The sequence below is a fragment of the Psychrobacter sp. ER1 genome (assembly GCF_048631835.1).
In the GTDB taxonomy this organism is placed as follows: Bacteria; Pseudomonadota; Gammaproteobacteria; order Pseudomonadales; family Moraxellaceae; genus Psychrobacter.
The window spans coordinates 1,708,156-1,731,975 of sequence record NZ_CP184640.1 but is presented as its reverse complement, the minus strand read 5'-3'; the positions used below and the strand labels follow the sequence as shown (position 1 = coordinate 1,731,975).

Here is a 23,820-nt window from a genome sequence, read left to right as displayed (position 1 = left end):
AGTATCTGCAAAACAAAGCGGCAACACACCGAAGTATGTTGCCGCTCAAGATTATACGATAGCGAAGTTTAGCGCTTTAATTAAAAGGCAAACTGATCAACGTCCATGCTCATGTATGGCTCTACACCAGTGCTGATACGCTGTACGTGCGTAGTCGTACGTGGCAATAGCTTAGCAAAGTAGAACTGAGCCGTTTTAACTTTAGCGTCATAGAATGCTTTTTCGCCAGTACCGTTTGCGATAGCAGTCTGAGCAACCAGTGCCATACGTGCCCATAAGTAGGCTAGGGTGACATAACCACTGAAATACATATAGTCTACTGCAGCGCCGCCGACAGCGTCTGGCGTTTCAGTTGCTTGCATGCCGATGCGTGCAGTTAAATCGCCCCATTCTTTAAGATGCTTGGCAAGTGGGCGAATGAACTGACCCATCTCGTCATTTTCTTTGTTTTCTTCACAGAATTCTTGGATAACGTTTACAAAGTTCGCAAGTAGCTTACCTTGTGAACCTAGGACTTTACGGCCTAACAAGTCAAGTGCTTGAATCTCTGTGGTACCTTCGTATAAGCAAGAAATGCGCGTATCACGTACGTTCTGCTCCATACCCCATTCGCTAACGAAACCATGACCACCATAAACCTGAATACCATGGTTAGCGGCTTCTAGACCTGTTTCAGTCAAGAACGCTTTAGCAATTGGTGTCAGTAGTGACAACATTTGGTCAGCAAACTTCAACGCTTCGCCTTCGCCTTTTGCGACGGTATCCGCAAAGTGTGAGAGATAATAAACCAGCGCACGACCACCTTCAGCAAAGGCTTTTTCAGTCAATAGCATGTTACGAACCGCTGGATGTACGATAATAGGATCAGCGGCTTTCTCTGGTGCTTTCGTACCTGATAAAGAGCGCATCGCTAAGCGGTCTTTTGCATAAGTCAATGAACCTTGGAATGCATACTCTGCTGCAGTCAAACCTTGTACAGCAGTACCGATACGTGCCACGTTCATAAAGGTGAACATACACTGTAGGCCGCGGTTTTCAGGTCCAATCAAATAACCCGTTGCGCCATCGAAGTTCATGACACAAGTTGCAGAGGCTTTGATACCCATTTTGTGTTCGATAGAGCCACAAACGACATTGTTGCTTTCGCCAATGCTGCCATCTGCGTTGACCGTCATTTTCGGGACGATAAACAATGAGATACCTTTGGTACCAGCAGGCGCGCCTGGTAGACGAGCCAATACAATGTGGATGATGTTGCTAGTTAGATCATGCTCACCGGCAGAGATGAAAATCTTTTGACCAGTGATGCTATAGCTACCATCTTCTTTAGGCTCAGCTTTGGTACGGATAATACCCAAGTCAGAACCCGCATGCGCTTCAGTAAGACACATGGTGCCTGACCATTCGCCAGTAACCATTTTTTCTAAATAAGTTTGTTTTTGCTCGTCAGTACCATGATGCTCGATGGTTTGGATGGCACCATGTGAGAGGCCAGGGTACATAGAGAATGACCAGTTAGCCGTACCAACCATTTCATTGATGACAGTAGACAATGAGAACGGCATGTTTTGACCGCCAAAATCTTCTTCAGCTGATAAAGCAGGGAAGCCAAGCTCACAATACGCATCATAAGCTTCTTTGAAGCCTTTTGGCGTGGTGACCTTACCATTGTCAAACTTACAGCCTTCAGCATCACCGCTTTGATTCAATGGTGACAGTTCGTTTTCAGCAAAGCTTGCAGCCATTTCAAATAGGCTGTCCATTAGCTCGCGGTCAGCTTCTTGGAACGCAGGCAAAGTTTTGTAGTGGCTTTCACTATCGAGTAGTTCATGCATAACGAATTGGATATCACGTAAGGGCGCTTTGTATTGCATAACTTCCTGTCCTTTTTGGAATGTAACCGATCATAGCTAATAATGAGCATATGGTCGCACTATCCTCTAGTGCGTTATTCTTACCTAGCCAATCTGAAAATCTAAATAAAGGATAAACAGTAAAGCAGGTTAACCATGCTATCGATTACATAAAATAGTGTTAAAAAGAGTGGTGATTGTCAGAGTCAATGAGAGATTAAATGTGCTCTAACAAATTCACTATAAAAGATAGGCTTTCATAGGTGATTATACAAGTTTGGTGATAGGACTGATAAGTCATGAACCTATCTTGCATCGGTTATGCAATCGACGTTAGGCGCTAGGAAACAGCAGCATTAAGCATATGAAAACTTTAATGTTACTAAGATAGGTAGTCCTCTATATGACCAGTATTAACGTGAAAAAACGACGGCCAAAAAAATAGCGTTTGCCAGAAAGACAAAAGCATTAGTATAAATTACAACATTATTTGGTATAACCGAGCATGTAAGTTATTTCACAGATATGTACGCGATAAACCGTAATAAACATTAAACATGATCGTATGCTAGGAATCTGAACATATAGTCGATCCAATTTAGAAGTAGTACAAGGCAACCGAGTGCAGATGGAACTGTAATACTTTTATAGTGGATGACTATAGTAGTTTATGATTAATAACTTATAACGAATAATTTAGCGTTTACTCAGCAGCGTTTTGCTGAATCAACATCGCAGTAGCGACATCAGCAGCCACGGGTTTGCTAAACCAATAGCCCTGCCCATTTTTGCAACCCATATCTAACAATACATCACGCTGCTGCTCAGTCTCGATACCTTCAGCAACGACTTGCATGTCTAAAGCGACTGCTAAGTCTAAAATGGCTTTTACAATCGCATGTTGGGTACGATCGGTTTCAATATTGGAGATAAAGCTCTTATCGATCTTGATAAAATCAAATGGGTATTCTTGCAAGTAGCTCAATGATGCGTAACCAGTACCGAAATCATCGAGCGCTAGCCGCACGCCAAGCTCTCTAAGCGAGTTAAGCTGTTTTTTACATTATCATGACGCTGAATCAAAGACGACTCGGTCACTTCGATATGCAATTGATGGGCAGCAACGCCATTCTCTGTCAGTAGTGTGCTTACCATATCAAAGAAGTCAGGGTGGCTAAATTCCGCGGCATCAGCGTTGATACAGACGTGTTGATGAAACCCTTGCTGTTGCCAAGCGGCTAGTTGTTTGACGATTTTAATAGCCAGTTGCGAAAACAAATCAAAGGAGAGCTTGTGCGCAATAATGGCATTGATAAAATGAACGGGTTTGAGTAATCCGCGAGTAGGATGTTGCCAACGTACCAATGCTTCAAAACCTGTGATAGCCCCAGTCTCTAATGAGAACTTTGGCTGATAATAAGGAACGAATTGACCTTCAAGGGTAGCAGTCCTAAGCTCAGACTCTAACTCTAAGCTACCAGCGGTGGCGCTTTCAATAGCCTCATCATACCAACGGATATCATCACCACCGTGCTGCTTGACATAGTCCAATGCCTTTTCTGCTTTGGTCAATAAACCGGTTACTTCGTTATCGTCTTTTGGAAAACAGCTCACACCCACAGAAATATGGTAATAGATATTTGCATCTGTCGCATGGCTCTTATCAGTAGAGAAGGGGCGTTCACACATTTGCATAAGTGTATCTAATTGATGACGTACCATATTGGCATCTTTAACCTCAAACAGTAGCGCAAAATCATCACCACCAAAGTGGGAAAAGGAGCGTAAATTATGCAGTTTGAGCTTTTCAACTTCTTCTACAAAGTTTTTTATTAAGTCATTAGCACCATCAGGCCCTAGTAGGCTGGCAAGATTGCGATAACGGTCAATATTTAAGCGTACAAGGACAATCTCTTGATAACTATCCAATAGCATATCACTTGTCTGACTCAAAAAGACCTTGCGGTTAGGGAGGCCTGTAAGCTGATCATAGTTGAGTAAATGCGCGACTTGTTTTTGGTCTTTGATAACGGATGACATGTCACGCAGCATACCGACATGGTAAGCCGTCTGTTCGACATAAATCTTGCGATAAGTGACATGACAATCAATAGGTTCGCCATAACGATTAATCATCGAAAAATCAAGTTCGTAAAATCCATGACTGTCTAGATTTTTACTAATGTCTTTTAAGATCAGCTGCTCTGCTTCTGATAGAAACTCAGCAGCATAAATACCAAGGGGCCGACCAACCAAGAACTCTTCTTTGTAGCCAATTATAAGCTCATAACTGGCATTAACCGCTAAATAACGTAAATTATTATCTAGTACAAATATGGCGTCTTCAAGTTGTTCACATAGCGTACTCATCAACTGCTGCTTGATTGATACTGGAAGAGTGTCAAAATTACTCATAATAGTGGCTCACAAAAGATAAAGGCTTATAAAAATAAGAACTGCATTATCAATTTATTTACATTGAGTTGACATCGCGTTTTACCATGTACGATGAAGAACAGACGTTATTTTTGACTATAAGCATAAAAGATGAAAACTACGATAGTCTTACTAGTACTTATCAGTTTTTACTAGGTGCTTAAAGCATGTAAAGTAGCTAATGCTACTACTGGTGCAGTTTCGGTACGCAAGACTCTTGTGCCGATTTGCCAACGCTCAAATCCAACACTCTCCGCTTGCTGACATTCATCGTGACTCAAACCACCTTCAGGCCCGATCAACAGTTTGATATAAGGGGTCTGTTGTTTAAGAATATCAGATAGAGCGTCAGGCATGGCAGGTTGTCCTGCTGCTGGTACACTCATTTGCATACATAGATCTGCAGCGTTTGCTAATACTTGATAGTAAGAATCATGACTAAGCACAGAAACGATAGAACTGACGGCCATTTGCGCCTTCGTAACGCCAGTAGCCATAGCCTCAGTAGTCTTAGCATCAGAATTGGTATTGCTTAGCCATTCATTGATAGATTGTGGCGCAAGAATAAGAGGTGGACGATTAAGACCGCATTGTTCACAAGCGGCGATCGCTACTTGTTGCCAGTGCGCCAGTTTCTTTTCAACTTGAGCAGGTTTCAATGTGACTTCGCCATGGTGGCTGCTGAGTAACTGAACGGCAGTCACTCCAAGCTCAGTTGCTTTTTGGATAGCATAATCCATACGCTCACCGCGGCTCATTACCAAACCAATCTGAGTGATAGTAGATGCCGTACGATCGTCGTCTATATGTGTAAGCAAAGTAGCAGTGGCATTTTTTTACTGATTGCCTGTAGCTCTACTGTATATTCGCCGCCAAATCCATCGAACAAAATCCCTTGATCACCAATATTGGCTCGTAGTACACGGCACCAGTGATGGACAATACTATCTGGTAATTCGACATTGCTACCTAGCGGCAACTCACCCAATTTAGGTAGTGATGAGGCATCAGCATTGTCGTTGTTAACGGCATAAAAAAACGTCGCACGTGGTCTTATTCCTATTATTTGATTGAGTATAGTTATTATTAGATCTATAGAATATCACTTGAGACAATTAATGACATTTGTTTTATGAGAATTTTTCTTAATAAAGGTAATTATTTTTAGAGCAGCATTATTACACAGTGAAGAAATTTTTAAAAATCAAATAAGATAAAGTGTATGAATAAAACTGTAAAAGGTGATTGGTCAAAATTTTGACAATAAAAAACTGGCGCTCCTAAAAGCGCCAGTCATTAATAATGTCTTCAGGAATGATCGAGGGATATTTTAGAATGCTTACAAGTTTAAGCAGTCAATCCCAATGCTTCTACCAAGCGTTTGTTTGGCTCAACTTTGTTCATGCTATAAAAATGCATGGCAGGTACGCCCTCGGCAATCAAGCGTTCACACAAGCGATAAACCACATCAAAGCCAAACTCACGAATAGCCTTACTATCATCGCCAAAATCCATCAACTGCTTACGTACATAGCGCGGAATATCGGCGCCACAGCTATCAGCAAAACGCAAGAGATTGCTTGAATTGGTAATTGGCATGATACCAGCGACCAAAGGCTGAGCTACTGTATCAATACCGCGTTTCTCTAACTTATCACGCAAGTACAGATAGCTGTCAGCGTTGTAGAAAAACTGGGTAATCGACGCATTGGCACCAGCTTGGTATTTATTTACCAAGTTATCAATGTCAAACTCAAAGCTACGCGCTTGTGGGTGCATTTCAGGGTAGGAGGCCACTTCGATATGGAAGTGATCACCTGAATGCTCACGAATGTATTTTACCAAATCTACCGCAAATGGTAGTTCACCCATGCCCACCTGACCTGATGGCAAGTCGCCGCGTAGCGCTACTAAGCGTCTAATACCTAAAGTCTTATAATACTCGAGCAATTCAGCGATTTCAGCTTTGTCATCACCAATACAAGACATATGCGGTGCGATTTCAGTGGTACCACGCGTACTTAGTGCCTGTACGATATCTAAGGTGCGGCTACGGGTTGAACCGCCCGCACCATAAGTTACCGAGAAATAAGCTGGTGATAACTTATTAAGCTCATCATAAGTGCTGAGAAGCTTTTCGTGACCTTGCTCGGTCTTTGCAGGAAAGAACTCAAAGGAGAAAGCAGGCTTACTCACAGTCAGGCTCCTTTTAGTATTTATAAGCGTCAGGCTTGAATGGACCTTCAACTGGCACACCTAAATACTCAGCTTGCTTTTGGGTCAGCTTGGTTAGCGTACCGTTAAAGCCTGCAACCATCGCAGCGGCCACTTCTTCGTCTAACTTCTTAGGCAATACTTTTACGTATAGGTTGTCAGTACGTTGGTCAGCTGGCAAGTCAGCGAATTTTTCTTCGAACAGATACATTTGAGCCAATACTTGGTTGGCAAATGAGCCGTCCATCACGCGTGATGGGTGACCAGTGGCGTTACCTAGGTTTACTAGGCGACCTTCAGCAAGCAAGATTAGATAATCGTTCTCATCGTCTGAGCGGAAGATTTGATGTACTTGTGGCTTGATTTCAACCCAGCGCCAGTTGTCACGCATGAATTGTGTGTCGATTTCGGTGTCAAAGTGACCGATGTTACATACCACAGCACCAGGCTTAAGGGCTGCTAGCATATGTCTATCACAAACATGGTAGTTACCAGTAGTCGTGACGATCATATCAGTGTCTTCAAGCAAGCGCTTGTTGATGCTGGCTGCGCCGCCAGTGTTGTCACCATCGATGTATGGTGATAAGACTTCAAAACCGTCCATACATGCCTGCATAGCACAGATAGGGTCAACTTCTGAGACCCGTACGATCATGCCTTCTTGGCGTAAGCTTTGTGTAGAGCCTTTACCTACATCGCCATAACCGATAACTAAAGCGCGGCGACCAGCAAGAAACATATCGGTAGCGCGTTTAATAGCATCGTTTAAGCTATGACGGCAGCCGTATTTATTATCATTTTTAGACTTGGTAACTGCATCGTTGACATTGATGGCTGGTACTTTAAGTGTACCTTTACCAAGCATCTCAACCAAGCGATGAACGCCAGTGGTGGTCTCTTCTGAGATACCATGGATGTTATCAAGCAGCTCTGCATAATCGTTGTGAATTAAAGCAGTTAAGTCACCGCCGTCATCCAAGATTAAGTTAGCATCCCAAAGTTGGCCTGACGCTTCGCCGCCAACATGTACTTGCTGACGTAGGCACCATTCATACTCTTCTTCTGTTTCGCCTTTCCAAGCATAAACAGAGATACCAGCAGCAGCGATAGCCGCAGCAGCATGGTCTTGAGTTGAGAAGATGTTACATGAGGTCCAGCGTACTTCAGCACCTAGCGCGACTAGTGTCTCGATAAGTACGGCTGTCTGAATGGTCATGTGGATACAGCCAGCGATTTTCGCGCCTTTAAGCGGCTGGTCTGCTTCGTAGCGACGACGCAAACCCATTAGGGCAGGCATTTCGGCTTCAGCAAGGGTGATTTCACGGCGGCCGTAATCAGCAAGGCTGATGTCAGCAACTTTATAGTCAGTAAAAGAGGGATCGATCGTATGGGCAGATGGTGTAGTAGACACTGCGTCCATAATATGCTCCTATCAGTGGTTAACGAATGATAAAAAGAATAAAAACGCAGGTGCCGTTGTTTGCGCTGTGAGCGACCAAAACGATGGATACTCAACAGTTAACCGAGCCTAACATAACCTGTGATTGCATAACTATAGAATGTTAATGCAGTAAATCACTGTTATGGCGCAACACCTCTCGGAGGTCGTTATTGTAATAGATGAGTGGTTAATTGTCACCTATTGACTGAGATAAATAGCTGACGCCTTAGACAAACAAAACCTCAAACAGGAATCTATAGCCATAAAAAAGGCCATCGACTGATGACCTTTTTTGTTTTAATGTTTTTTGATACTACTCAGCCAAAATTAGTACCAGTTGTAGGTTAGAGAGGTAAAGTAGTTAATACCGTCAGTATTATAGCCAATATCTGTTATATACTCTTCGTTAGTGATGTTATTTAGACGTGCAGTCATAGATAAATTATCAGTAAGTTTGTAGTTACCACTGATGTTCAGCAATCCATAGTTGTCTACAAATTGAGAGTCAGTATTGGTAATTCTGCTGTAATAGTCCCCTACATACTGATATTCAGCGCGTATATCTAAACTTGGCAGACGGTATCCGACATATACCAAGCCCTTGTGTTCAGGACGGTAGGGAAGAGAGTTGCCATCATCACTTCCGCCACTACTGTCTTCTGCCTTCTGGTAATCATAGCTGCCGCCAAACAGATAGTCGTTCATTTCCCAGTCAGAAGTTAATGAGATACCTTTGATTTTAGCTTCATTGATATTTTGACTAGCTCCTGCATAAGGATTGCTAGGCGTAGGGCTTGCGACGTAACTGATTAAATTTTCAACATCATTATAATAGCCAGTGAGACGTGTAGACTGTAGCAGAGTGTTGTATTCAGCAAAAGCTTCGTAGTTGTCGCTAGTTTCAGGCTTTAGATCGGGGTTACCACTATATACAGGGCTTAAATCATTAAAAACAGGTGCGCGGAAGCCTTTAGCATAGCTCGCACCAACGCGGAAATCAGGACTAAGATGCATTGCACCGCCCAAATTATAGGTGGTTTCATCACCATAGCGTGAGTCATCATCGTAGCGTAGGTTGGCTTGTGCATCAAAGCGGTCATTGGCGATGACATAGCCAGCAAAGGCACTTTTGACATTACGGTCATCAATACTGTAAGCCGTGCTGTCTAAGTCTTGAGTGAGGTATTCGAGACCATAAACACCTTCACCAGCTAGCAGCTTGTTTTTACCAACTAAGCTAATCTGGTCTTGAGTACCATCGAATACATTTGGATACTTAGCATAAGACTCGCTTTTATCAATAGAGTGACCATACTGGAGCTTAACAGAGGCATCAGGCATATATTGCCAGTCGACATAAGCTTGTGCTGCGCCGTTTTCTTGATCAGCATGAGCGTCTTCAAAAGTACCATCGTCATATTCAGTAGTGGATTTACTATACAAGATACTAGCACCTGTCAGTAACGTATCGCCAAAACGCTGATTGACTGCTAAGCTTACACTGTCGCTCTCAAAACCATCATCGTCTTTATTATAAGGGTCATTTTGATTACTGGGATCTGGACGGGTCGCATTGATACCATCTGTTTCGTTGTGACTGGCTGAAAGGCTTAATGTAGTACCATTAGTATTGGCAAGTTGTGCGCTTGCACCGTATACATAATGATCGTTTGAGCCGATACCTGCGGTAACTGACATACTGCTTCGATCTATATTGCCGCCTTTAGTGAATACTTGAATGACACCGCCCATCGCATCCGCACCGTAGATGCTAGAACCTGATGCTCCATAGAGAACTTCAATTCGATCAATTTGATCAGCAGGTAGCAAGTTTAACGCGGCGCCTCCAGCGCTGACTGAGCTATAACGTATACCGTCAATCAATACGAGGACTTGTTTGCTATCGTAGCCGCGCATATAAAAGTTTGAAGAAGCGCCAAGACCACCGTTTTGTTTAAAAGCAATGCCTGGCTGACGTTTGAGTACGTCCAAAACGGTTTGACCTTGATAACGTTGTAACTCTTCTTTATCGATTACTCGTGTTTGCGCAATTACATTACTTGTCTTAGTAGGTGTGCGAGTGGCTGTCACGACAATTTCATCAAGCTCAACTTGTGGTAGGTTACTATCGTTGATGGAAGCGTTTTCAGAAATGGCTGCCATTGCAGTATTTACTGCAAGTAAGCCAAGCGCGCTCAAAATACTTAAACAAAGATAGGTACGTGAAGATGCACGTGATACAGACATAGTCGATTCCAAAGTAATCAAGTTAAAAATGCAGAAATGAGAGGTAACTATTATGACGTAAAAGGGGTCAAAAGTTACAAAAAACAGTATATAAGCAAAACTGTGCTCATTATCTACAAATTAACTTGCTTTATAAACTACTTTAACCTAATTTTTATTCAGGGTAGGCTGAATGTTATTCAGGTTAGCTTGCTAAATAGTCTATTAAAAATTAATTTACCTAAATATTTTATGAGCATCTTCTTAGTTTTATAAGAGAAAGCTGTCTTAATAAATACTTATTATTAGAAATGCACATAGAGTAAAAAATCAAATACCAATACAGTTAGCTACAAAATTGCGTAATCAAAAGCACTGCTGTTATAAATAATTGTTACTATAGTATGGACGTCACCTGTCACTTATCATGCCATTTTTAAACTAAGAGGTTTGTTTTGTCTATCAAGCATAATCTGACTCCCAGTCCTTCGCCTAATTTATTCTCTGCTACTACTAAAATACCATTTATAGTCGCGATGCTATTACTGACTATGCTGTTGAGTATTACCTTGCCAAATAATGCTTATGCTGTGGAGGCTGGTGCGCTTGGAGTGGGTAATGACAGTAGTGGAGAGACAGTAAGTACGCCATTGCCTGATTCGTTTGGCCGAGATACACCGCGTCATACGGTACAAGGGTTTATCAGTGCGCTGGGTGAAAATGATTATCTGCTGGCAAGTAATTATCTCAACTTATCTAAGTCTGATAACCCAACGACCGTTGTGCGACAGTTCAAACAAGCACTAGATGCAGGAGGGCGTTTCCAGCCGGATCTACAGATTAGTAACTCACCCGAGGGTAATCTAACTGACCAACTGCCACCTAGCCAAGAAAACGTCGGTGTGATTAATATCGGGGAGCGAAGTGTTCCGCTATTGCTAGAAAGGGTGGTCTCAAAACAGAATGAGCAATATTGGCAATTCTCTAGCGATACACTGACCTCAGTACCAGAAGTAATAGAAAATACTGAGCCGACCTTGGTCTCTCGCTATACGGTTGATTCTTTAGATGGTAAAAAGCTTTTCGGCTATCAACTAGCTGATTTGGTCGCCGCGCTCACCATGATTGTGACTAGCTTTGTACTCACTTATATCGCGGTATGGTTACTGTACCATTTATTGAGGATTGTCTATCCGTACTTGCGTGGTACGCCATTGCCGTTACCTAATAAGGTAATATTGCCACTTTCTGTGGTCATTATGGCATTGATACTATCCGAGGTTATGGTTTATGCAGGGGTTTCGGTGACCCTGCGTGAGCCAGTCAATCGCTTTACGGATATTGCTTCTTGGTTGGCGCTGACTTGGCTACTATTACGAGTGATCGATGCGATATTTACTCGAGCGGTAAATCTAAGCTACAAGAAAAACTATACTGAGCGTGTCTCAATTTTGGGACTGCTGCGCAAGGTTGTCAAAGCGCTATTACTGATATTTGCAGTGATTGTCATTTTTGGCAATTTGGGTTTTGATTTGACCACTGGTATTGCCGCACTGGGTGTGGGTGGTTTGGCGTTAGCACTAGGTGCGCAAAAGACGATTGAAAACTTAGTGGGTAGTGTCGTCGTCGTCGCCGATTCACCTGTGCGTATCGGTGACTACTGTAAATTCGGTACTTATGAAGGCACAGTTATTGATATTGGTATTCGCTCATCGCGCGTACGGACCTTGTCGCGGACGATTGTTACGGTACCAAACGGTGATTTTTCATCGATGCAGATCGAAAACTTTACCTCTCGCGATATGTTTCGTTTTTTCCATCAGCTATATCTAAAACGTACTGCTGATCTTGATGTAATCTTTAAAATGGTCAATGACTTAGATGAATTTATAAAAGAGCATGATTTGACCAATCAGGAGTGGAATCAGGTCAATATTTTGGAGCTGCGCCAAGATTGCTATGTTATTCAGTTGCAGGCCTATATCAATGCCGTTGATATTATTGAATTTTATGACAAACAGAATGTTTTATTTGTCGATATATTAACCCAAGTGGCAAAATATAAGGTTGAACATGCATTACCAACTCAGCAGTTGATTGTTAATCAAACGGAGCTTGAACATCATGTGGGAAGTAGCACTGATGAATCAGCAGAAGGAGATGAATCAGACAACAGTAGTAACTCTGCTAATAATGAAGTGTCTGATAACAAGGAAGTAAACACAAGCGTATACAGGAAAGATTACAACGACGATGGCGTTGATATTCGTAAAGATAGTGACAAGGCTAAAAATGATGTTGCAAGTCACCACAAATTCTCTATGGCGACCGTCAGCAGAAGTGGTGCGCTTAAGGCACTAAAGCATAAAAGTCATATGCTAAGAAAAAGTAAGTTTAAGCACACTAAAAACAAATCTGGCTTTTCTATATGGAACCAGCCTTAAAAGAGACTTTTTGCTCACGAATGGTAGTGAATAACACTAGCTATGTTTTTTGCTCTATTAGTTATAAAGGTACTGCGGTTTTATCACGTAATGAGCCGTAGTACGACCAAAGCAATAGGCTGGCAGCACTGCGATGAGGTGACCAGTGCTGAGTTAGATCTTTAAGCTGCTTGGGTGTTGGGCGCTCTGCTAAGCCTAACAACTCCATGGCTGCAACTTTAATGGCCAAATCATCGACAGCGAGTATGTCTGTACGTTTTAGCGAAAATAGTAAATACATCTCAGCTGTCCAACGTCCAATCCCTGTCACAGCTGTCAAGGTTGTTATGACCTCTTCATTTGGCAAAGTTTCTAAGGCTGCAAAGTCTATATCATGATCTACTAATGAACGCACATAACGAGTTTTTGCTTAGACAATCCTTGTGTCTTCAAAGTATCATCTGTCGCCTCGCGTATAGCTTGCGGAGTGATTAATTCTGCATCAACCAACCGTTTCCAAATGCTGGCAGCGGCGGCAACTGATAACTGCTGACCGACCATCGCTCTCATCAACTGCTCAAACCCACCTGCATTATGCCTAAGGTTAGGGGTGCCTACCTGCTTATGGACAGGAGCAAACCTTGGTTCAATGGCAATCAGCGCAGCAATCTGCTGTTCTAGTTCGTTAATGTTTTCAATAGTCTGTATATTCATAGTGATTTCGCTTTGCTAATTAGAAGGTGCTCAAGTCTATATATTAATAAAAGGTGAGAAGCTAACATTAAATGGAATGTACATGAAAGAGAGTATTCATTAAAGGAAACATCGTTATAGTCTACGTCTAAACCATGGATGATTGATAAAAAGGACTGCAAATAAGCAGTCCTTTTTATATAGTACCGTATCACTAACAATAGACCTATTCGCCATCTGCTTTAGGTTTTTTAAGTAGTACTAGTACCGCACCGTTACCACCATCTTTTGGTGGCGCAGAGCAAAAAGCTAATACTTCTGGCAATTGACGTAACCAGCCATTGATACAAGTTTTTAGAATCGCTTCGCTACCTTTACCATGGACGATTTTTACCATGGTTTCGTTTTTCTGCTTGGCTTGGCTCAATAGTTGAGTCATCGCTTCGCGAGCTTCTTCTATTGTACAGCCATGGATATCTACCGCATCATACCAACGCAGCTTGCCTTTTTTGAGCTGATCAAAGATTTTATTTTGCAGTGTAGGCTGCTTATAAGACAAATAAGCTTCAGCAGCAACAGGGTTCAGTAGTGCTTGCATATCTGACAAGCCTGCGCCTAAATCACTGGCTTCACTACCTTGAGCCGCCGCACGTTTTGATAGTGTCGCTGCATCAGGCTTACCTGCTTTAGTTGCGCTGGCAGGTGAGCGGACATTTTTGTCTTCTAACTGATTGACACCGTGCATGGCTTGCATAAATAGAACTTTATCGTCATCGATATGTTCACTATCTAGCTGCTTAACCGTCTTTTTTACTTGTTTTTGAGTCGGTAGCGACACCGGTTCAGTTGGCTTTTGATTCTCACCTTCAGGTGAATTGGTATCACGGCCTTTGCTCAGCTGGCCTTTGAGTTCTTTGAGCTGGTCTTGCATTTCTTTTGAAAACAGAGAGTTTGACATAAAAGTTAACGTATCGTTGATTGATGAATGGTTGATTGAACTATGTCTATAGCGCACATATTGTTCAAGCTATTAGTATATATTTAAGCATAAATTATTGAGTTACTTTACCCGTCTGCTGCGACGCCCGCAAGTAAGGATTGTAACGCTTGCCCTGGATGGTCGGTTTTCATAAATTGTTCACCGATTAGAAAGTGCTGAATATCATGACTTAACATCAAACGAATATCATCACTGCTATGAATACCACTCTCGGTTACGATAAGTGGTTTTTGTTCAGCGCTATTAGCATCAGCAGCGAGTGCGTCGTTTAAAATATTCTTAAGATCAAGCGTGGTTTGCAGGTCAACATCGAAGGTATTTAAATCACGGTTATTGATACCGTAGATATTGTGTACTGAACGTGGCAACTGTAGCGCACGCTCAAGCTCAGATTTGGTATGCACTTCTATCAATACGTCCATACCAAGCTCAATACTGAGCGCATGTAGCTCTCGTACTTGGGCATCATCTAGGCAAGCCATAATGAGTAGGATGCAGTCAGCGCCCATTAGGTAAGATTGATAGATTTGATAGACATCAATCATAAAGTCTTTACGTAATATCGGTAAGCTTGAGGTATTAGCCGCCTGAACAAGATAGATGTCATCGCCCTGAAAGTAATCACGATCGGTCAATACAGACAGACAACTAGCGCCCGCTTGCTCATACTGCTGCGCAAATAGAGCAGGGGTAAAGTTATGATTGATAATGCCTTTAGACGGTGAGGCTTTTTTAATCTCAGCAATGATACCGATACCATTTTCTTTAGTGCCAGCAGCACGTAATGCCGCGGCAAAACCTCGGCGCGGTTTATCATCAGCTGCGACCTGTGCTTTCAAGTCCTCTAAAGACAATGCTTCGCGAGCGGCTTTTACTTCTTCTACTTTGGTGGCGACAATGCGCTGTAGCACTGACGGTATGTCTGAATGGGTTGTGGTCATACTGGTATCCGAATATCGTTAAATGTAAATACAGTCAGAGAACTATTAATAACTACTAAATGGCTACGGCGTTGCCCTTCTTAGATATACGACTTGACAATCTGCGGTCGGCTGCCTGTTATCCTTTTTAAATTTCTTTGACTATAGACAGTATATAAATGCGTATAGATTAACCTTGAGCGACTAGCTGTTGGGTATAGTTGGCTAAAGACTCAAGTTTGAGTAAGGCATCGCCATTTTGAATTATTTTTTGTGCTCGGCTAACACCGTTAGGGTAGTTGCTGGCAAGTCCTGCAGTGTATATCGCGGCACCTGCATTTAGCGCAATCATGTCACGTGCTTTAAGTACGGCACGGTCATGAGTGTCGGCTCCAGATAGCGCAGCACGAATCAACTCAAGGCTTTGTGCTGGAGAGTCGACATCGAGGCCAATAAGAGTTTGGGACTCGATACCCGCATCTTCTGGCATCATATCATAGACTGATATCTCGCCATCTTTTAGCTCAGCGACTGTGGTCGAAGTCGCAAGACTGATTTCATCAAGACCATCTTTTGCGCCTACTACCATGACATGACGTGCGCCTAAGTTTTTCATCACCTTAGCAATCGGCTCACATAACTGCGCGGTAAATACACCGATGACTAAGTTTGGCGTGCCAGCAGGGTTGGTCAATGGGCCCAAAATATTAAAGATGGTACGTGCTTTTAATTCACGGCGTACAGGGTTGGCATAACGCATGGCGCTGTGATGATTGGGTGCAAATAAAAACCCGATACCTTGGTTTTCGATACAGTCTTTCGCCTGCTCTGGCGTGAGCGCAAGACTGATACCTGCTTGCTCAAGTAAGTCTGAGCTACCAGATTTGGTTGAGACGCCGCGATTGCCGTGCTTAGCAACTTGTGCACCAGCTGCCGCAACAACCAATGCCGATGCAGTCGAGACATTGAACAGATTAGCACCATCACCGCCAGTACCAACGATATCTACCAAGTAATCACAGTTCTTTGGTTCAATATTGGCGGCTAGTGCACGCATGGCGCTGGCTGAAGCAGTAATCTCGTCAATGGATTCGCCCTTCATACGTAGTCCCGTCAAGATAGCGCCCATCATAGCGTCGCTACATCTACCTTGCATGATAATCAGCATCACTTGATACATCTCATCAAAGGTTAAATCGATGTGTTGAAATATTCTAGCCAAAGCTGTGGTTAGCAATTGATGTGTTTGCTCGTCAGACAATTCTGCAATACTCTCTGGCGTATGCGTTTCTTCTATTTTTGTCGTACTCATTATGGTCTCACTTAGTATTATTTTTTATATGAATCTGTGTGAAATGTGGCATAGGCTTATGAAAGCGGTATTTTTACCGACGTGATTTTAGTCAAATCTAGCCAACTTGCGGTAGCTCATCGGATGTCAGAGTAGCCAAGCCATGAGTCTGTAAAAAGTTATTGAGCAATTGATAACCTGCTTCGCTCAATATCGACTCAGGATGGAACTGGACGCCTTCTACAGCCAGCTCCTTATGGCGAATACCCATGATTTCCTCAATACTACCATCAGCATTCTGTGTCCATGCGGTGAGTTCAAGGCAGTCTGGCAAGCTTGTCTTATCAATGACGAGTGAATGATAGCGCGTAACCTGTGACGGGTTAGGCAAGCCAGCAAACACACCTTGCTCGTTGTGATAGATAGCTGATAAGCGGCCATGCATGACTTCGCCAGCTTTGACCACTTGACCGCCAAAGGCTTGACCGATAGCTTGATGACCCAAGCAAATACCCAGTATAGGAATAATTCCTTTAAATGTCTCAATGGCTTGCAGCGAAATACCTGCACGGTCAGGATCGCACGGACCTGGGCCAATCACAATCACATCAGGTGCAAGGGTTTTAATCTGCTCAATGCTGACCTGATCATTACGCCAGACAGTGATGTCCTGCTTTAGCTCACCGAAGTACTGTACGATATTGTACGTAAAGCTATCGTAATTATCGATCATCAAAATCATTAAGGCTTCAACTTATCAGTTTTATTATATTTTTAACATGAAATTGGTTCTCACTGTTATCGAGTCACTTGATTGCCGAACACAAGCAGCTCTGACTATAACAGAGGAGGTTATTGCGCGCGGTTATCTTACCACTATTTTGTTTTCTATCAAATGTAGGGTTATGAACAGTTACCTACAATATAGCTAGTTATAAACATTTATACCTATAATATACAGATTCTATTATAAGATAGAGATAAGCTCAGGGGAAAGCTGGTTAGTATTGGGGAGGCTGCCAAACATTTCGGGGTTGCTCAATCCACATTAAGACGTTGGGATGAGGATGGTACGTTAGTCGCCAAGCGAACCGAAAACGGGCATAGGCGATATGATTTAAGTGAAATCAGACCACATTCTTTGAATACACCACCTAAATTAGACAGAAAAACCATTGCTTATGCTCGTGTATCGAGTCGTGATCAAAAAGACGACTTACTTCGCTAATCTCAAGTTTTGGAACTTTATTGCGCCAAGCAAGGCTGGACTTTTGAGACGATTACCGATCTTGGTAGTGGAATGAATTATAAAAAGAAAGGCTTAAAAAACCTGCTTGACGACATACTGGATAATAAAGTTGAACGGCTGGTGATCACTCATAAAGACAGGCTTTTGCGATTTGGTGCTGAATTGGTCTTTATGTTGTGTGAGGCTCGTGACGTTGAAGTGGTAATAATCAATGAGGGTGAGGAGCTTAGTTTTGAGCAAGAATTAGCACAAGATGTATTGGAGATTATCACCGTATTTTCAGCAAGACTCTACGGCTCTCGCAGCAAGAAAAACCAACAGTTAATAGAGGCGGTTAAAAAAGCATTATGATCCGTGGTCACTCAATCGAACTCAAACCAAACAACGTACAGGCAAATCATCTGGCTCGTGCTTGTGGCGTGGCGAGAAAAGCCTACAACTGGGCTTTGCATGAGTGGCAACGGCAGTATGCGCTTGACAAGGCGTACCGTGATGCGTGTTTGGTCGCAGGCGTTGAGATTGATACCAAAAAGCTAAACAAACCCTCACAAGCGAAGCTCAGGCGCGAATTGAACGCCATTAAGCGTGAATTGTTTCCCTATATGCTGGAGGTCACCAAATGTGCTCCGCAAGCGGCAATCATGCAATTGGGTGATGCTTATAACAACTTCTTTAAAGGCTTAGCGAAATATCCAACCGCTCGTAAAAAGGTCGTGACGACAGATTTAGTTTATCCAACGACCAATTTGCCATCAAAGGTAAATCCATTCGTATCCCAAACTTGGGCTGGGTTCGCTTAAAAGAAGCTTTGCGATTTGAAGGCAAGATCATGTCAGCCACCATTTCTAAACGTGGTGGTAAGTGGTTTGTTAGTGTGGCTGTTGAAATACAAAAAGCTGTACTTCCTACTAAAAAGACAGGTAAAAGCGTTGGTATCGACCTTGGCATTACCGACTTGTTAGTTTTATCGGACGGCACCAAAATTAAAGCACCAAAACCGCTCAAGACAAACCTCAAAAAACTAAGAACGCTAAATAAAGCGCTCAGTCGCACTAAAAAAGGCAGTAAAAACAGAGAAAAAGCGAAAACCAAGCTCTCTCGTTTGCACTATAAAATCAGATGTATCAGGCAGGACTCTTTGCACAAAATAACCTCTGATTTGGTTAAAACGTTCGATGTGATTGCGATTGAGGATTTGAACGTTAAAGGTATGGTTAAGAACAGGCGATTATCAAGAGCAATCAGTGATTTGGGTTTCTTCGAATTTAAGCGTCAGCTTATCTACAAAGCCAACGAACAAGGCAAGGTTGTGAAATCGGTTGGGCGTTTTTACCCAAGCTCAAAAACTTGCTCAAACTGCAATCATATCCTTAGTAAAGATGAGCTAACATTGAAAATGCGTGAGTGGTTGTGCCCTAACTGTCAGGTTTCTCATGACCGTGACCTCAACGCCAGCATCAATATTTTAAATAATGCGACCGTTATTTTAACAGCTACATAACCCCTGTTTATTGGACGGTGAGTTCCATCGCCAATTAAAAAAGTCTGTGGAGTCGTGGTCAGTCTAAATCTCAAACGAGAGGTAGCGCATGACAATTAAGCAGAAAGAAAACGTCAAACCTAGTTAATATCGACTAAGTTTGAGTAAGATTTTTGGAACGGTATAGGCTATCTAAGTAAGCACCAAGTAAAAACATATTTTTTATTATTTTTTTGACGCATAAAATAATGTAGTCAGAGACAATGTTATAAATTCAGCTATTAACATTGCACTATAAAATAGCATTTCAATAATAAATATATTTGTATTTGCACCAATTAAGTGCCTTTGGTTCTCAACTGGTGCTCTAATTAAGTGCTATTCTAAAAATTAATTTGATGGGAATTAATGAATATATAACGATATTAATCGTATAAATCACTGTAAATATTGATAATTAAATCTATCTATAACTATATCTGTTATCAGAGTGTCAATACATTGGCATAGCCTTTGCATTATTGCTGTTATGATTATTTTTAAAGCCAAGAAATTGGTCTAAAAATAATTATTAACAAGAGCCCGAAGAGTTCAGCATTATGAGTTGTATATTGCTAGAATGTCGTTAGGATTGAATTGGCGTATGTTAGACCATGTGCACAAATATTGGTCTGATTAAGTAAACGCTTTAGATGAGCATCTTGACTAATACGCAAAATAGTGCTGATAATAAGCATAATATCGAATGCGCTGTTTTAGTATTGAGAGCACATCTGACATTCTTGGACAAGAACATCATATTAATAATTTTAAATCGCAATTACGTGATCAACACAACGGAGACTATTCATGTCGAATAAACTATTAGATCTTATCCAATCCTCTAATGCTAAATGGGTTGATTTTCGCTTTACTGATACACGCGGCAAAGAGCAGCACATCAGCTTTCCAGCGCATACCGTTGATGAAGATGTTATGGAAGATGGCAAAATGTTTGATGGCTCATCAATCGCTGGTTGGAAAGGTATCGAAGCGTCAGATATGATCTTGCGTCCTGATCCAGAAACTGCTTTTGTTGACCCGTTCTTTGACGCGGTGACTGTGGTAGTGACTTGCGATATCATCGAGCCATCAACGCTACAAGGTTATGACCGTGACCCACGCTCTATCGCACGCCGCGCTGAAGAGTATTTAAAGTCTACTGGTATCGGTGATACTGCTTACTTTGGTCCTGAGCCTGAGTTCTTTGTATTTGACGATGTTAAATGGTCAGTCGATATGTCTGGCGTTAGTCATAAAATCACGGCTGAAGAAGCAGCATGGTCGACTAACGAGACTTACGAGTGGGGCAACATGGCGCATCGCCCACGTGTGAAAGGCGGTTATTTCCCAGTACCACCAATCGATAGCTCACATGATATGCGTGCTGTTATGTGTGAACGCATTGAAGAGATTGTTGGTGAAGGTTCAGTTGAAGTTCATCACCATGAAGTAGCGTCTTGCCAGTCTGAGATCGGTGTTGCATTCAACACGATGGTACGTAAAGCGGATGAAGTTCAGCAATTGAAATATGTTGTTCATAACGTTGCGCATCAGTTTGGTAAAACAGCGACCTTTATGCCTAAGCCAATCGTTGGTGATAACGGTTCAGGTATGCACGTACATATGTCAATCTCAAAAGACGGCGTAAATACATTCTCTGGTGATGAGTATGCTGGTCTGTCTGAAACAGCATTGTACTTCATTGGCGGTATTATCAAGCATGCTCGTGCGTTGAATGCGATTACTAACCCATCAACGAACAGCTATAAGCGTCTAGTACCACATTACGAAGCGCCTATCAAACTTGCTTATTCAGCATCTAACCGTTCAGCATCTATCCGTATTCCACATGTAAGCAGCCCGAAAGCGGTACGTGTAGAAGCACGTTTCCCTGATCCAACGGCTAACCCATACCTAGCGTTTGCTGCACTATTGATGGCTGGCCTTGACGGTATCCAAAACAAAATGCATCCAGGCGAAGCTGCTGACAAAAACTTGTATGACTTGCCACCAGAAGAAGAAGCACAAATCCCAACGGTTGCAGAGAGCTTAGACGTTGCACTACAAGCACTGCGTGACGATCATGACTTCTTATTAAAAGGCGATGTATTCACTGAAGACATGCTAGAAGCGTTTATCGCTTTGAAAGAAGAAGAAGTACAACGTCTGAACGTAACTGTACACCCTGTCGAATTTGACATGTACTATAGCTGCTAATTAGTCGCTAAAACACTCATTTATTTTGAGTCACAAAACCAGCTAAGTTATTCTTAGCTGGTTTTTTTATGGGTATCAACAAAGTACATCAGTCCAATTGCTGAATTTTCTTTGAAATTGCTGCTGATTTCATGTCAAAACTCACGCATAATAGTTTTATAAAATTATATTAATAGTAGACACTATTTAGGTTGATGGATTATGACTTTATTAGCAAAACCGAGTTTCTTGAAGGGTAAGATTAGAGTTGCGCTATGGACTACGGTTGCTCTCGCTAGTCTTTGTACATCTCTCACGAATGCTGCACCTATTTATAAAGTGGTCGATGAGCAAACCGGTCAAGTCACCTTTACCGACCGTCCACAGGATTATGAGCAGCAAGCTGGCAAACAAGTCAGTCAAATGGCTATTACGACAGGTGATGAGACGAGCAGGTCAACTAGTCTGAATACGACAACCAATTCTAGTACAAGTCGCCAATCATCAAATGCGTCGCAGACAGTGACTGCTACTGAGTCGCCTGCGATAAATACTAAGGTTACCACGCCAGTAAACTATCAGTTAGTAATTACTGAACCTAGCGAAGAGAGAGCCTATCGTCGTCCAGTACAGAATATCGATGTCAATGTGCAGATTAAGCCTGCGTTACAGGCAGGTGATAGCGCCCGTATTTATTTTGATGATAAAGAGGTTGCACAAGGTTTAAGTGCATCTATTGCTACTGTTGATGTTTTGCCAGGTGCTCATACAATCAAGGCTGTTATACAAAGCGAAAATGGCCAAACACTTGAGCAAATCACACGTACTGTATATGTGATTCAAAATACAACCACATTGCAAGACAACAAAAGAAAGGCAGCGCAGCTATTGGCTTATCAAAAGCTAGCTTGGTATCAAAAATTGATGTTAAAGCTGCGTCAACAGGAAGTTGCTCAGTCACAATAATGGTCTCAATAATGATTGAATATAATGGATAGATATCGCTAGAAAAATAAAAAGGCAAGCACCGTTAACGATGCTTGCCTTTTTTAATGTAAATCACTTATTTTATTTTAACTATAAGCTGTCTTATTTAGTTAACTCGATGGTACCGTTAGCAGTCACAGAAATAGTGCTATTACCAGACTCAAAGCTTTGGCTTGGTACTGACTCGTCTGCCATTCCTGATTTCATGCTCATAGCGCTATACATTGGACGTGGATAGTTGCTACCTGTGTTTAGGTTAACATTGACGACGCGGTAGCCACGAGCATCCCAAGCGCGGGTAAGGCTCTTAGCTTGCTGCTGAAAAGCGCGAGAAGCTTCGGTCATTAATTTTTGTTCTAGCGCATCTTTTTTGGTATCTGATACGCCAAAATTAAGATTGTCCATCACTAAGGTTTCTTGTAAGTCAGCAATTAGTTGGCTAGTCGCTGAAAAGTCTGTACTTTTTAAATCTATGTTTGCTTGACCTGTCCAGCCGATGATTTTATCGTTTTTGTCATAGCGTGGATAGGTGCGCTGTTGCCCTGTGCTCACGGTCACGCTAGGGTAGCGCTTGGCAATTTTCATGGCATTGTTGATTGAGGTGTTAAGCATTGTAGCTAAAGTCTTAGAGTCAGTTGCTTGTGCTTTCTTGTACAAGCTGGCTCGTACTTCATCGTTCTGAATCTCTTCTTTTATTTCTGTCTGAAATGTCAGTTGATCATAGCCTGTTGGCTCTGCATGGGCGCTACCCATCATCGCTGTCATGAGACAAACCGTACCAGAAGCTAGTGCTGCTTTATTCAATAAAGTATTTTTCATTATTATCTCCTAAGTTGATTCTAATAATATATAAATGACAATTATCAACGCTCATTCATACATGAAAAGTTGTCCCTATTGTTCTCTAGAAATCGACATGGGTGCAACTTCATTCACTAAAATAGCAAAATTCATATAAGTTGCTGTGAGAATTTTGTGACCTAAGTTACTGATATAATTTGTGCTCATACATTGCGGACCTGAGCTAATGAACTAAATGACAGTGCTATTTAGGGCCTAAAGCAAACAGTTTTAAGATAGGGGTTGTAAAATTAAAAATTTCTTGTATAATTTGCGACTGGTGGCTCCATTGGTAGCCTCGCAACATTGTTCTATGAATCCCGCCAGGACCGGAAGGTAGCAACGGTAATAGTTATAGTGTGTGCCGAGGATGTGCTGATGGAGTCGCTTTTTTTGCCTAAAATTTGATAATTATATTTATAAAGTATCAAAGACATATTTGTAATGTATTAAGCCCTTCATTGTAAAGGGCTTTTTTTGGGTCAAATTTTTGTCTGATGGTTAGCTAATTGCTTATGTAGTTTTCAAT

Annotated in this window: 16 protein-coding genes, 1 other RNA gene and 3 pseudogenes; 7 read left to right on the top strand and 13 right to left on the bottom strand. The window is 42.0% G+C overall.

Annotated features, from left to right (window positions below; genetic code table 11):
• Positions 1 to 80: 80 nt before the first annotated feature.
• From ACOBWA_RS07795 to ACOBWA_RS07770, 6 genes and pseudogenes are all read right to left on the bottom strand, one after another.
• Entirely contained in the window at positions 81 to 1,874 is a 1,794-nt protein-coding gene (locus ACOBWA_RS07795; RefSeq protein WP_420228961.1) for an acyl-CoA dehydrogenase C-terminal domain-containing protein, read from the bottom strand.
• 682 nt (positions 1,875 to 2,556) lie between these two features.
• Positions 2,557 to 4,223, bottom strand: a pseudogene (locus ACOBWA_RS07790) (putative bifunctional diguanylate cyclase/phosphodiesterase).
• Positions 4,224 to 4,441: 218 nt separating this feature from the next.
• Positions 4,442 to 5,277: pseudogene (locus ACOBWA_RS07785) on the bottom strand (16S rRNA (uracil(1498)-N(3))-methyltransferase).
• A 359-nt stretch (positions 5,278 to 5,636) separates the two neighbouring features.
• Positions 5,637 to 6,485 (bottom strand): methylenetetrahydrofolate reductase [NAD(P)H], encoded by an 849-nt coding sequence (gene metF, locus ACOBWA_RS07780; RefSeq protein ID WP_420228960.1) that lies wholly within the window; start codon positions 6,483 to 6,485, stop codon positions 5,637 to 5,639.
• A 13-nt stretch (positions 6,486 to 6,498) separates the two neighbouring features.
• Positions 6,499 to 7,923: an adenosylhomocysteinase gene (gene ahcY / locus ACOBWA_RS07775; RefSeq protein WP_101204984.1), complete on the bottom strand. Its 1,425-nt coding sequence runs from the start codon at positions 7,921 to 7,923 to the stop codon at positions 6,499 to 6,501.
• A gap of 348 nt (positions 7,924 to 8,271) precedes the next feature.
• Positions 8,272 to 10,191, bottom strand: coding sequence for a TonB-dependent receptor plug domain-containing protein (locus ACOBWA_RS07770; RefSeq protein WP_420228959.1), 1,920 nt, complete (start codon positions 10,189 to 10,191; stop codon positions 8,272 to 8,274).
• Between the two features lie 515 nt (positions 10,192 to 10,706).
• Here ACOBWA_RS07770 and ACOBWA_RS07765 point away from each other — a divergent pair.
• Complete coding sequence (locus ACOBWA_RS07765) at positions 10,707 to 12,614, top strand: mechanosensitive ion channel family protein (protein ID WP_420230744.1); 1,908 nt, start codon at positions 10,707 to 10,709, stop codon at positions 12,612 to 12,614.
• A 61-nt stretch (positions 12,615 to 12,675) separates the two neighbouring features.
• On the opposite strand, the gene ACOBWA_RS07760 is transcribed toward ACOBWA_RS07765, so the two are convergent.
• The 6 genes from ACOBWA_RS07760 to ACOBWA_RS07735 all read right to left on the bottom strand — a co-directional run bounded on the left by ACOBWA_RS07760 (position 12,676) and on the right by ACOBWA_RS07735 (position 17,239).
• Positions 12,676 to 13,008: a DNA-3-methyladenine glycosylase family protein gene (locus ACOBWA_RS07760; protein WP_420228958.1), complete on the bottom strand. Its 333-nt coding sequence runs from the start codon at positions 13,006 to 13,008 to the stop codon at positions 12,676 to 12,678.
• The gene (locus ACOBWA_RS07755) at positions 12,996 to 13,307 is read right to left on the bottom strand and encodes a hypothetical protein (protein ID WP_420228957.1); all 312 of its coding nucleotides are present in this window, start codon (positions 13,305 to 13,307) and stop codon (positions 12,996 to 12,998) included. Before ACOBWA_RS07755 ends, ACOBWA_RS07760 begins: the two co-directional genes overlap by 13 nt.
• A 205-nt stretch (positions 13,308 to 13,512) precedes the next feature.
• Entirely contained in the window at positions 13,513 to 14,244 is a 732-nt protein-coding gene (locus tag ACOBWA_RS07750) for a Smr/MutS family protein (protein ID WP_179798976.1), read from the bottom strand.
• Between the two features lie 107 nt (positions 14,245 to 14,351).
• Positions 14,352 to 15,227 carry an indole-3-glycerol phosphate synthase TrpC gene (gene trpC / locus ACOBWA_RS07745; protein ID WP_420228956.1) on the bottom strand — a complete coding sequence of 292 codons (876 nt, stop codon included), beginning with the start codon at positions 15,225 to 15,227 and terminating at the stop codon, positions 14,352 to 14,354.
• Positions 15,228 to 15,396: 169 nt separating this feature from the next.
• Entirely contained in the window at positions 15,397 to 16,518 is a 1,122-nt protein-coding gene (gene trpD, locus ACOBWA_RS07740; protein WP_420228955.1) for an anthranilate phosphoribosyltransferase, read from the bottom strand.
• 97 nt (positions 16,519 to 16,615) lie between these two features.
• Positions 16,616 to 17,239, bottom strand: a complete 624-nt coding sequence (locus ACOBWA_RS07735; protein ID WP_420228954.1) for an anthranilate synthase component II — start codon at positions 17,237 to 17,239, stop codon at positions 16,616 to 16,618.
• A gap of 255 nt (positions 17,240 to 17,494) precedes the next feature.
• Between ACOBWA_RS07735 and ACOBWA_RS07730 the strand changes: the two are divergent.
• The 5 genes and pseudogenes from ACOBWA_RS07730 (at position 17,495) to ACOBWA_RS07710 (ending at position 22,430) form a co-directional block, all read left to right on the top strand.
• Positions 17,495 to 18,097, top strand: a pseudogene (locus tag ACOBWA_RS07730) (IS607 family transposase).
• Positions 18,094 to 18,546 carry a helix-turn-helix domain-containing protein gene (locus tag ACOBWA_RS07725; RefSeq protein WP_420228953.1) on the top strand — a complete coding sequence of 151 codons (453 nt, stop codon included), beginning with the start codon at positions 18,094 to 18,096 and terminating at the stop codon, positions 18,544 to 18,546. Before ACOBWA_RS07730 ends, ACOBWA_RS07725 begins: the two are co-directional and overlap by 4 nt.
• On the top strand, positions 18,528 to 19,247 hold the full coding sequence (locus ACOBWA_RS07720; RefSeq protein ID WP_420228952.1) for an RNA-guided endonuclease TnpB family protein: 720 nt from the start codon (positions 18,528 to 18,530) through the stop codon (positions 19,245 to 19,247). The genes ACOBWA_RS07725 and ACOBWA_RS07720 overlap by 19 nt, the downstream gene beginning before the upstream one ends.
• Positions 19,248 to 20,075: 828 nt before the next feature.
• On the top strand, positions 20,076 to 21,485 hold the full coding sequence (gene glnA, locus ACOBWA_RS07715) for a type I glutamate--ammonia ligase (RefSeq protein ID WP_057760355.1): 1,410 nt from the start codon (positions 20,076 to 20,078) through the stop codon (positions 21,483 to 21,485).
• A gap of 201 nt (positions 21,486 to 21,686) precedes the next feature.
• Positions 21,687 to 22,430 carry a DUF4124 domain-containing protein gene (locus tag ACOBWA_RS07710; protein WP_102093007.1) on the top strand — a complete coding sequence of 248 codons (744 nt, stop codon included), beginning with the start codon at positions 21,687 to 21,689 and terminating at the stop codon, positions 22,428 to 22,430.
• A gap of 123 nt (positions 22,431 to 22,553) precedes the next feature.
• Here the strand turns inward: ACOBWA_RS07710 and ACOBWA_RS07705 are convergent, their stop codons facing one another.
• Positions 22,554 to 23,270, bottom strand: coding sequence for an SIMPL domain-containing protein (locus ACOBWA_RS07705; protein WP_102091728.1), 717 nt, complete (start codon positions 23,268 to 23,270; stop codon positions 22,554 to 22,556).
• 308 nt (positions 23,271 to 23,578) lie between these two features.
• Between ACOBWA_RS07705 and ffs the strand changes: the two genes are divergently transcribed.
• Positions 23,579 to 23,675: signal recognition particle sRNA small type (ffs, locus tag ACOBWA_RS07700), an RNA gene on the top strand.
• Positions 23,676 to 23,820 lie beyond the last annotated feature (145 nt).

Coding starts and splice junctions, on each gene's coding strand:
- ACOBWA_RS07770 (WP_420228959.1), bottom strand. CDS start 10,191: ATGTCTGTATCACGTGCATCTTCACGTACCTATCTTTGTTTAAGTATT.
- ACOBWA_RS07755 (WP_420228957.1), bottom strand. CDS start 13,307: ATGAATATACAGACTATTGAAAACATTAACGAACTAGAACAGCAGATT.
- trpC (WP_420228956.1), bottom strand. CDS start 15,227: ATGACCACAACCCATTCAGACATACCGTCAGTGCTACAGCGCATTGTC.
- ahcY (WP_101204984.1), bottom strand. CDS start 7,923: ATGGACGCAGTGTCTACTACACCATCTGCCCATACGATCGATCCCTCT.
- glnA (WP_057760355.1), top strand. CDS start 20,076: ATGTCGAATAAACTATTAGATCTTATCCAATCCTCTAATGCTAAATGG.
- ACOBWA_RS07705 (WP_102091728.1), bottom strand. CDS start 23,270: ATGAAAAATACTTTATTGAATAAAGCAGCACTAGCTTCTGGTACGGTT.
- ACOBWA_RS07795 (WP_420228961.1), bottom strand. CDS start 1,874: ATGCAATACAAAGCGCCCTTACGTGATATCCAATTCGTTATGCATGAA.
- trpD (WP_420228955.1), bottom strand. CDS start 16,518: ATGAGTACGACAAAAATAGAAGAAACGCATACGCCAGAGAGTATTGCA.
- ACOBWA_RS07765 (WP_420230744.1), top strand. CDS start 10,707: ATGCTATTACTGACTATGCTGTTGAGTATTACCTTGCCAAATAATGCT.
- ACOBWA_RS07710 (WP_102093007.1), top strand. CDS start 21,687: ATGACTTTATTAGCAAAACCGAGTTTCTTGAAGGGTAAGATTAGAGTT.
- ACOBWA_RS07735 (WP_420228954.1), bottom strand. CDS start 17,239: ATGATTTTGATGATCGATAATTACGATAGCTTTACGTACAATATCGTA.
- ACOBWA_RS07725 (WP_420228953.1), top strand. CDS start 18,094: ATGATCCGTGGTCACTCAATCGAACTCAAACCAAACAACGTACAGGCA.
- ACOBWA_RS07750 (WP_179798976.1), bottom strand. CDS start 14,244: ATGTCAAACTCTCTGTTTTCAAAAGAAATGCAAGACCAGCTCAAAGAA.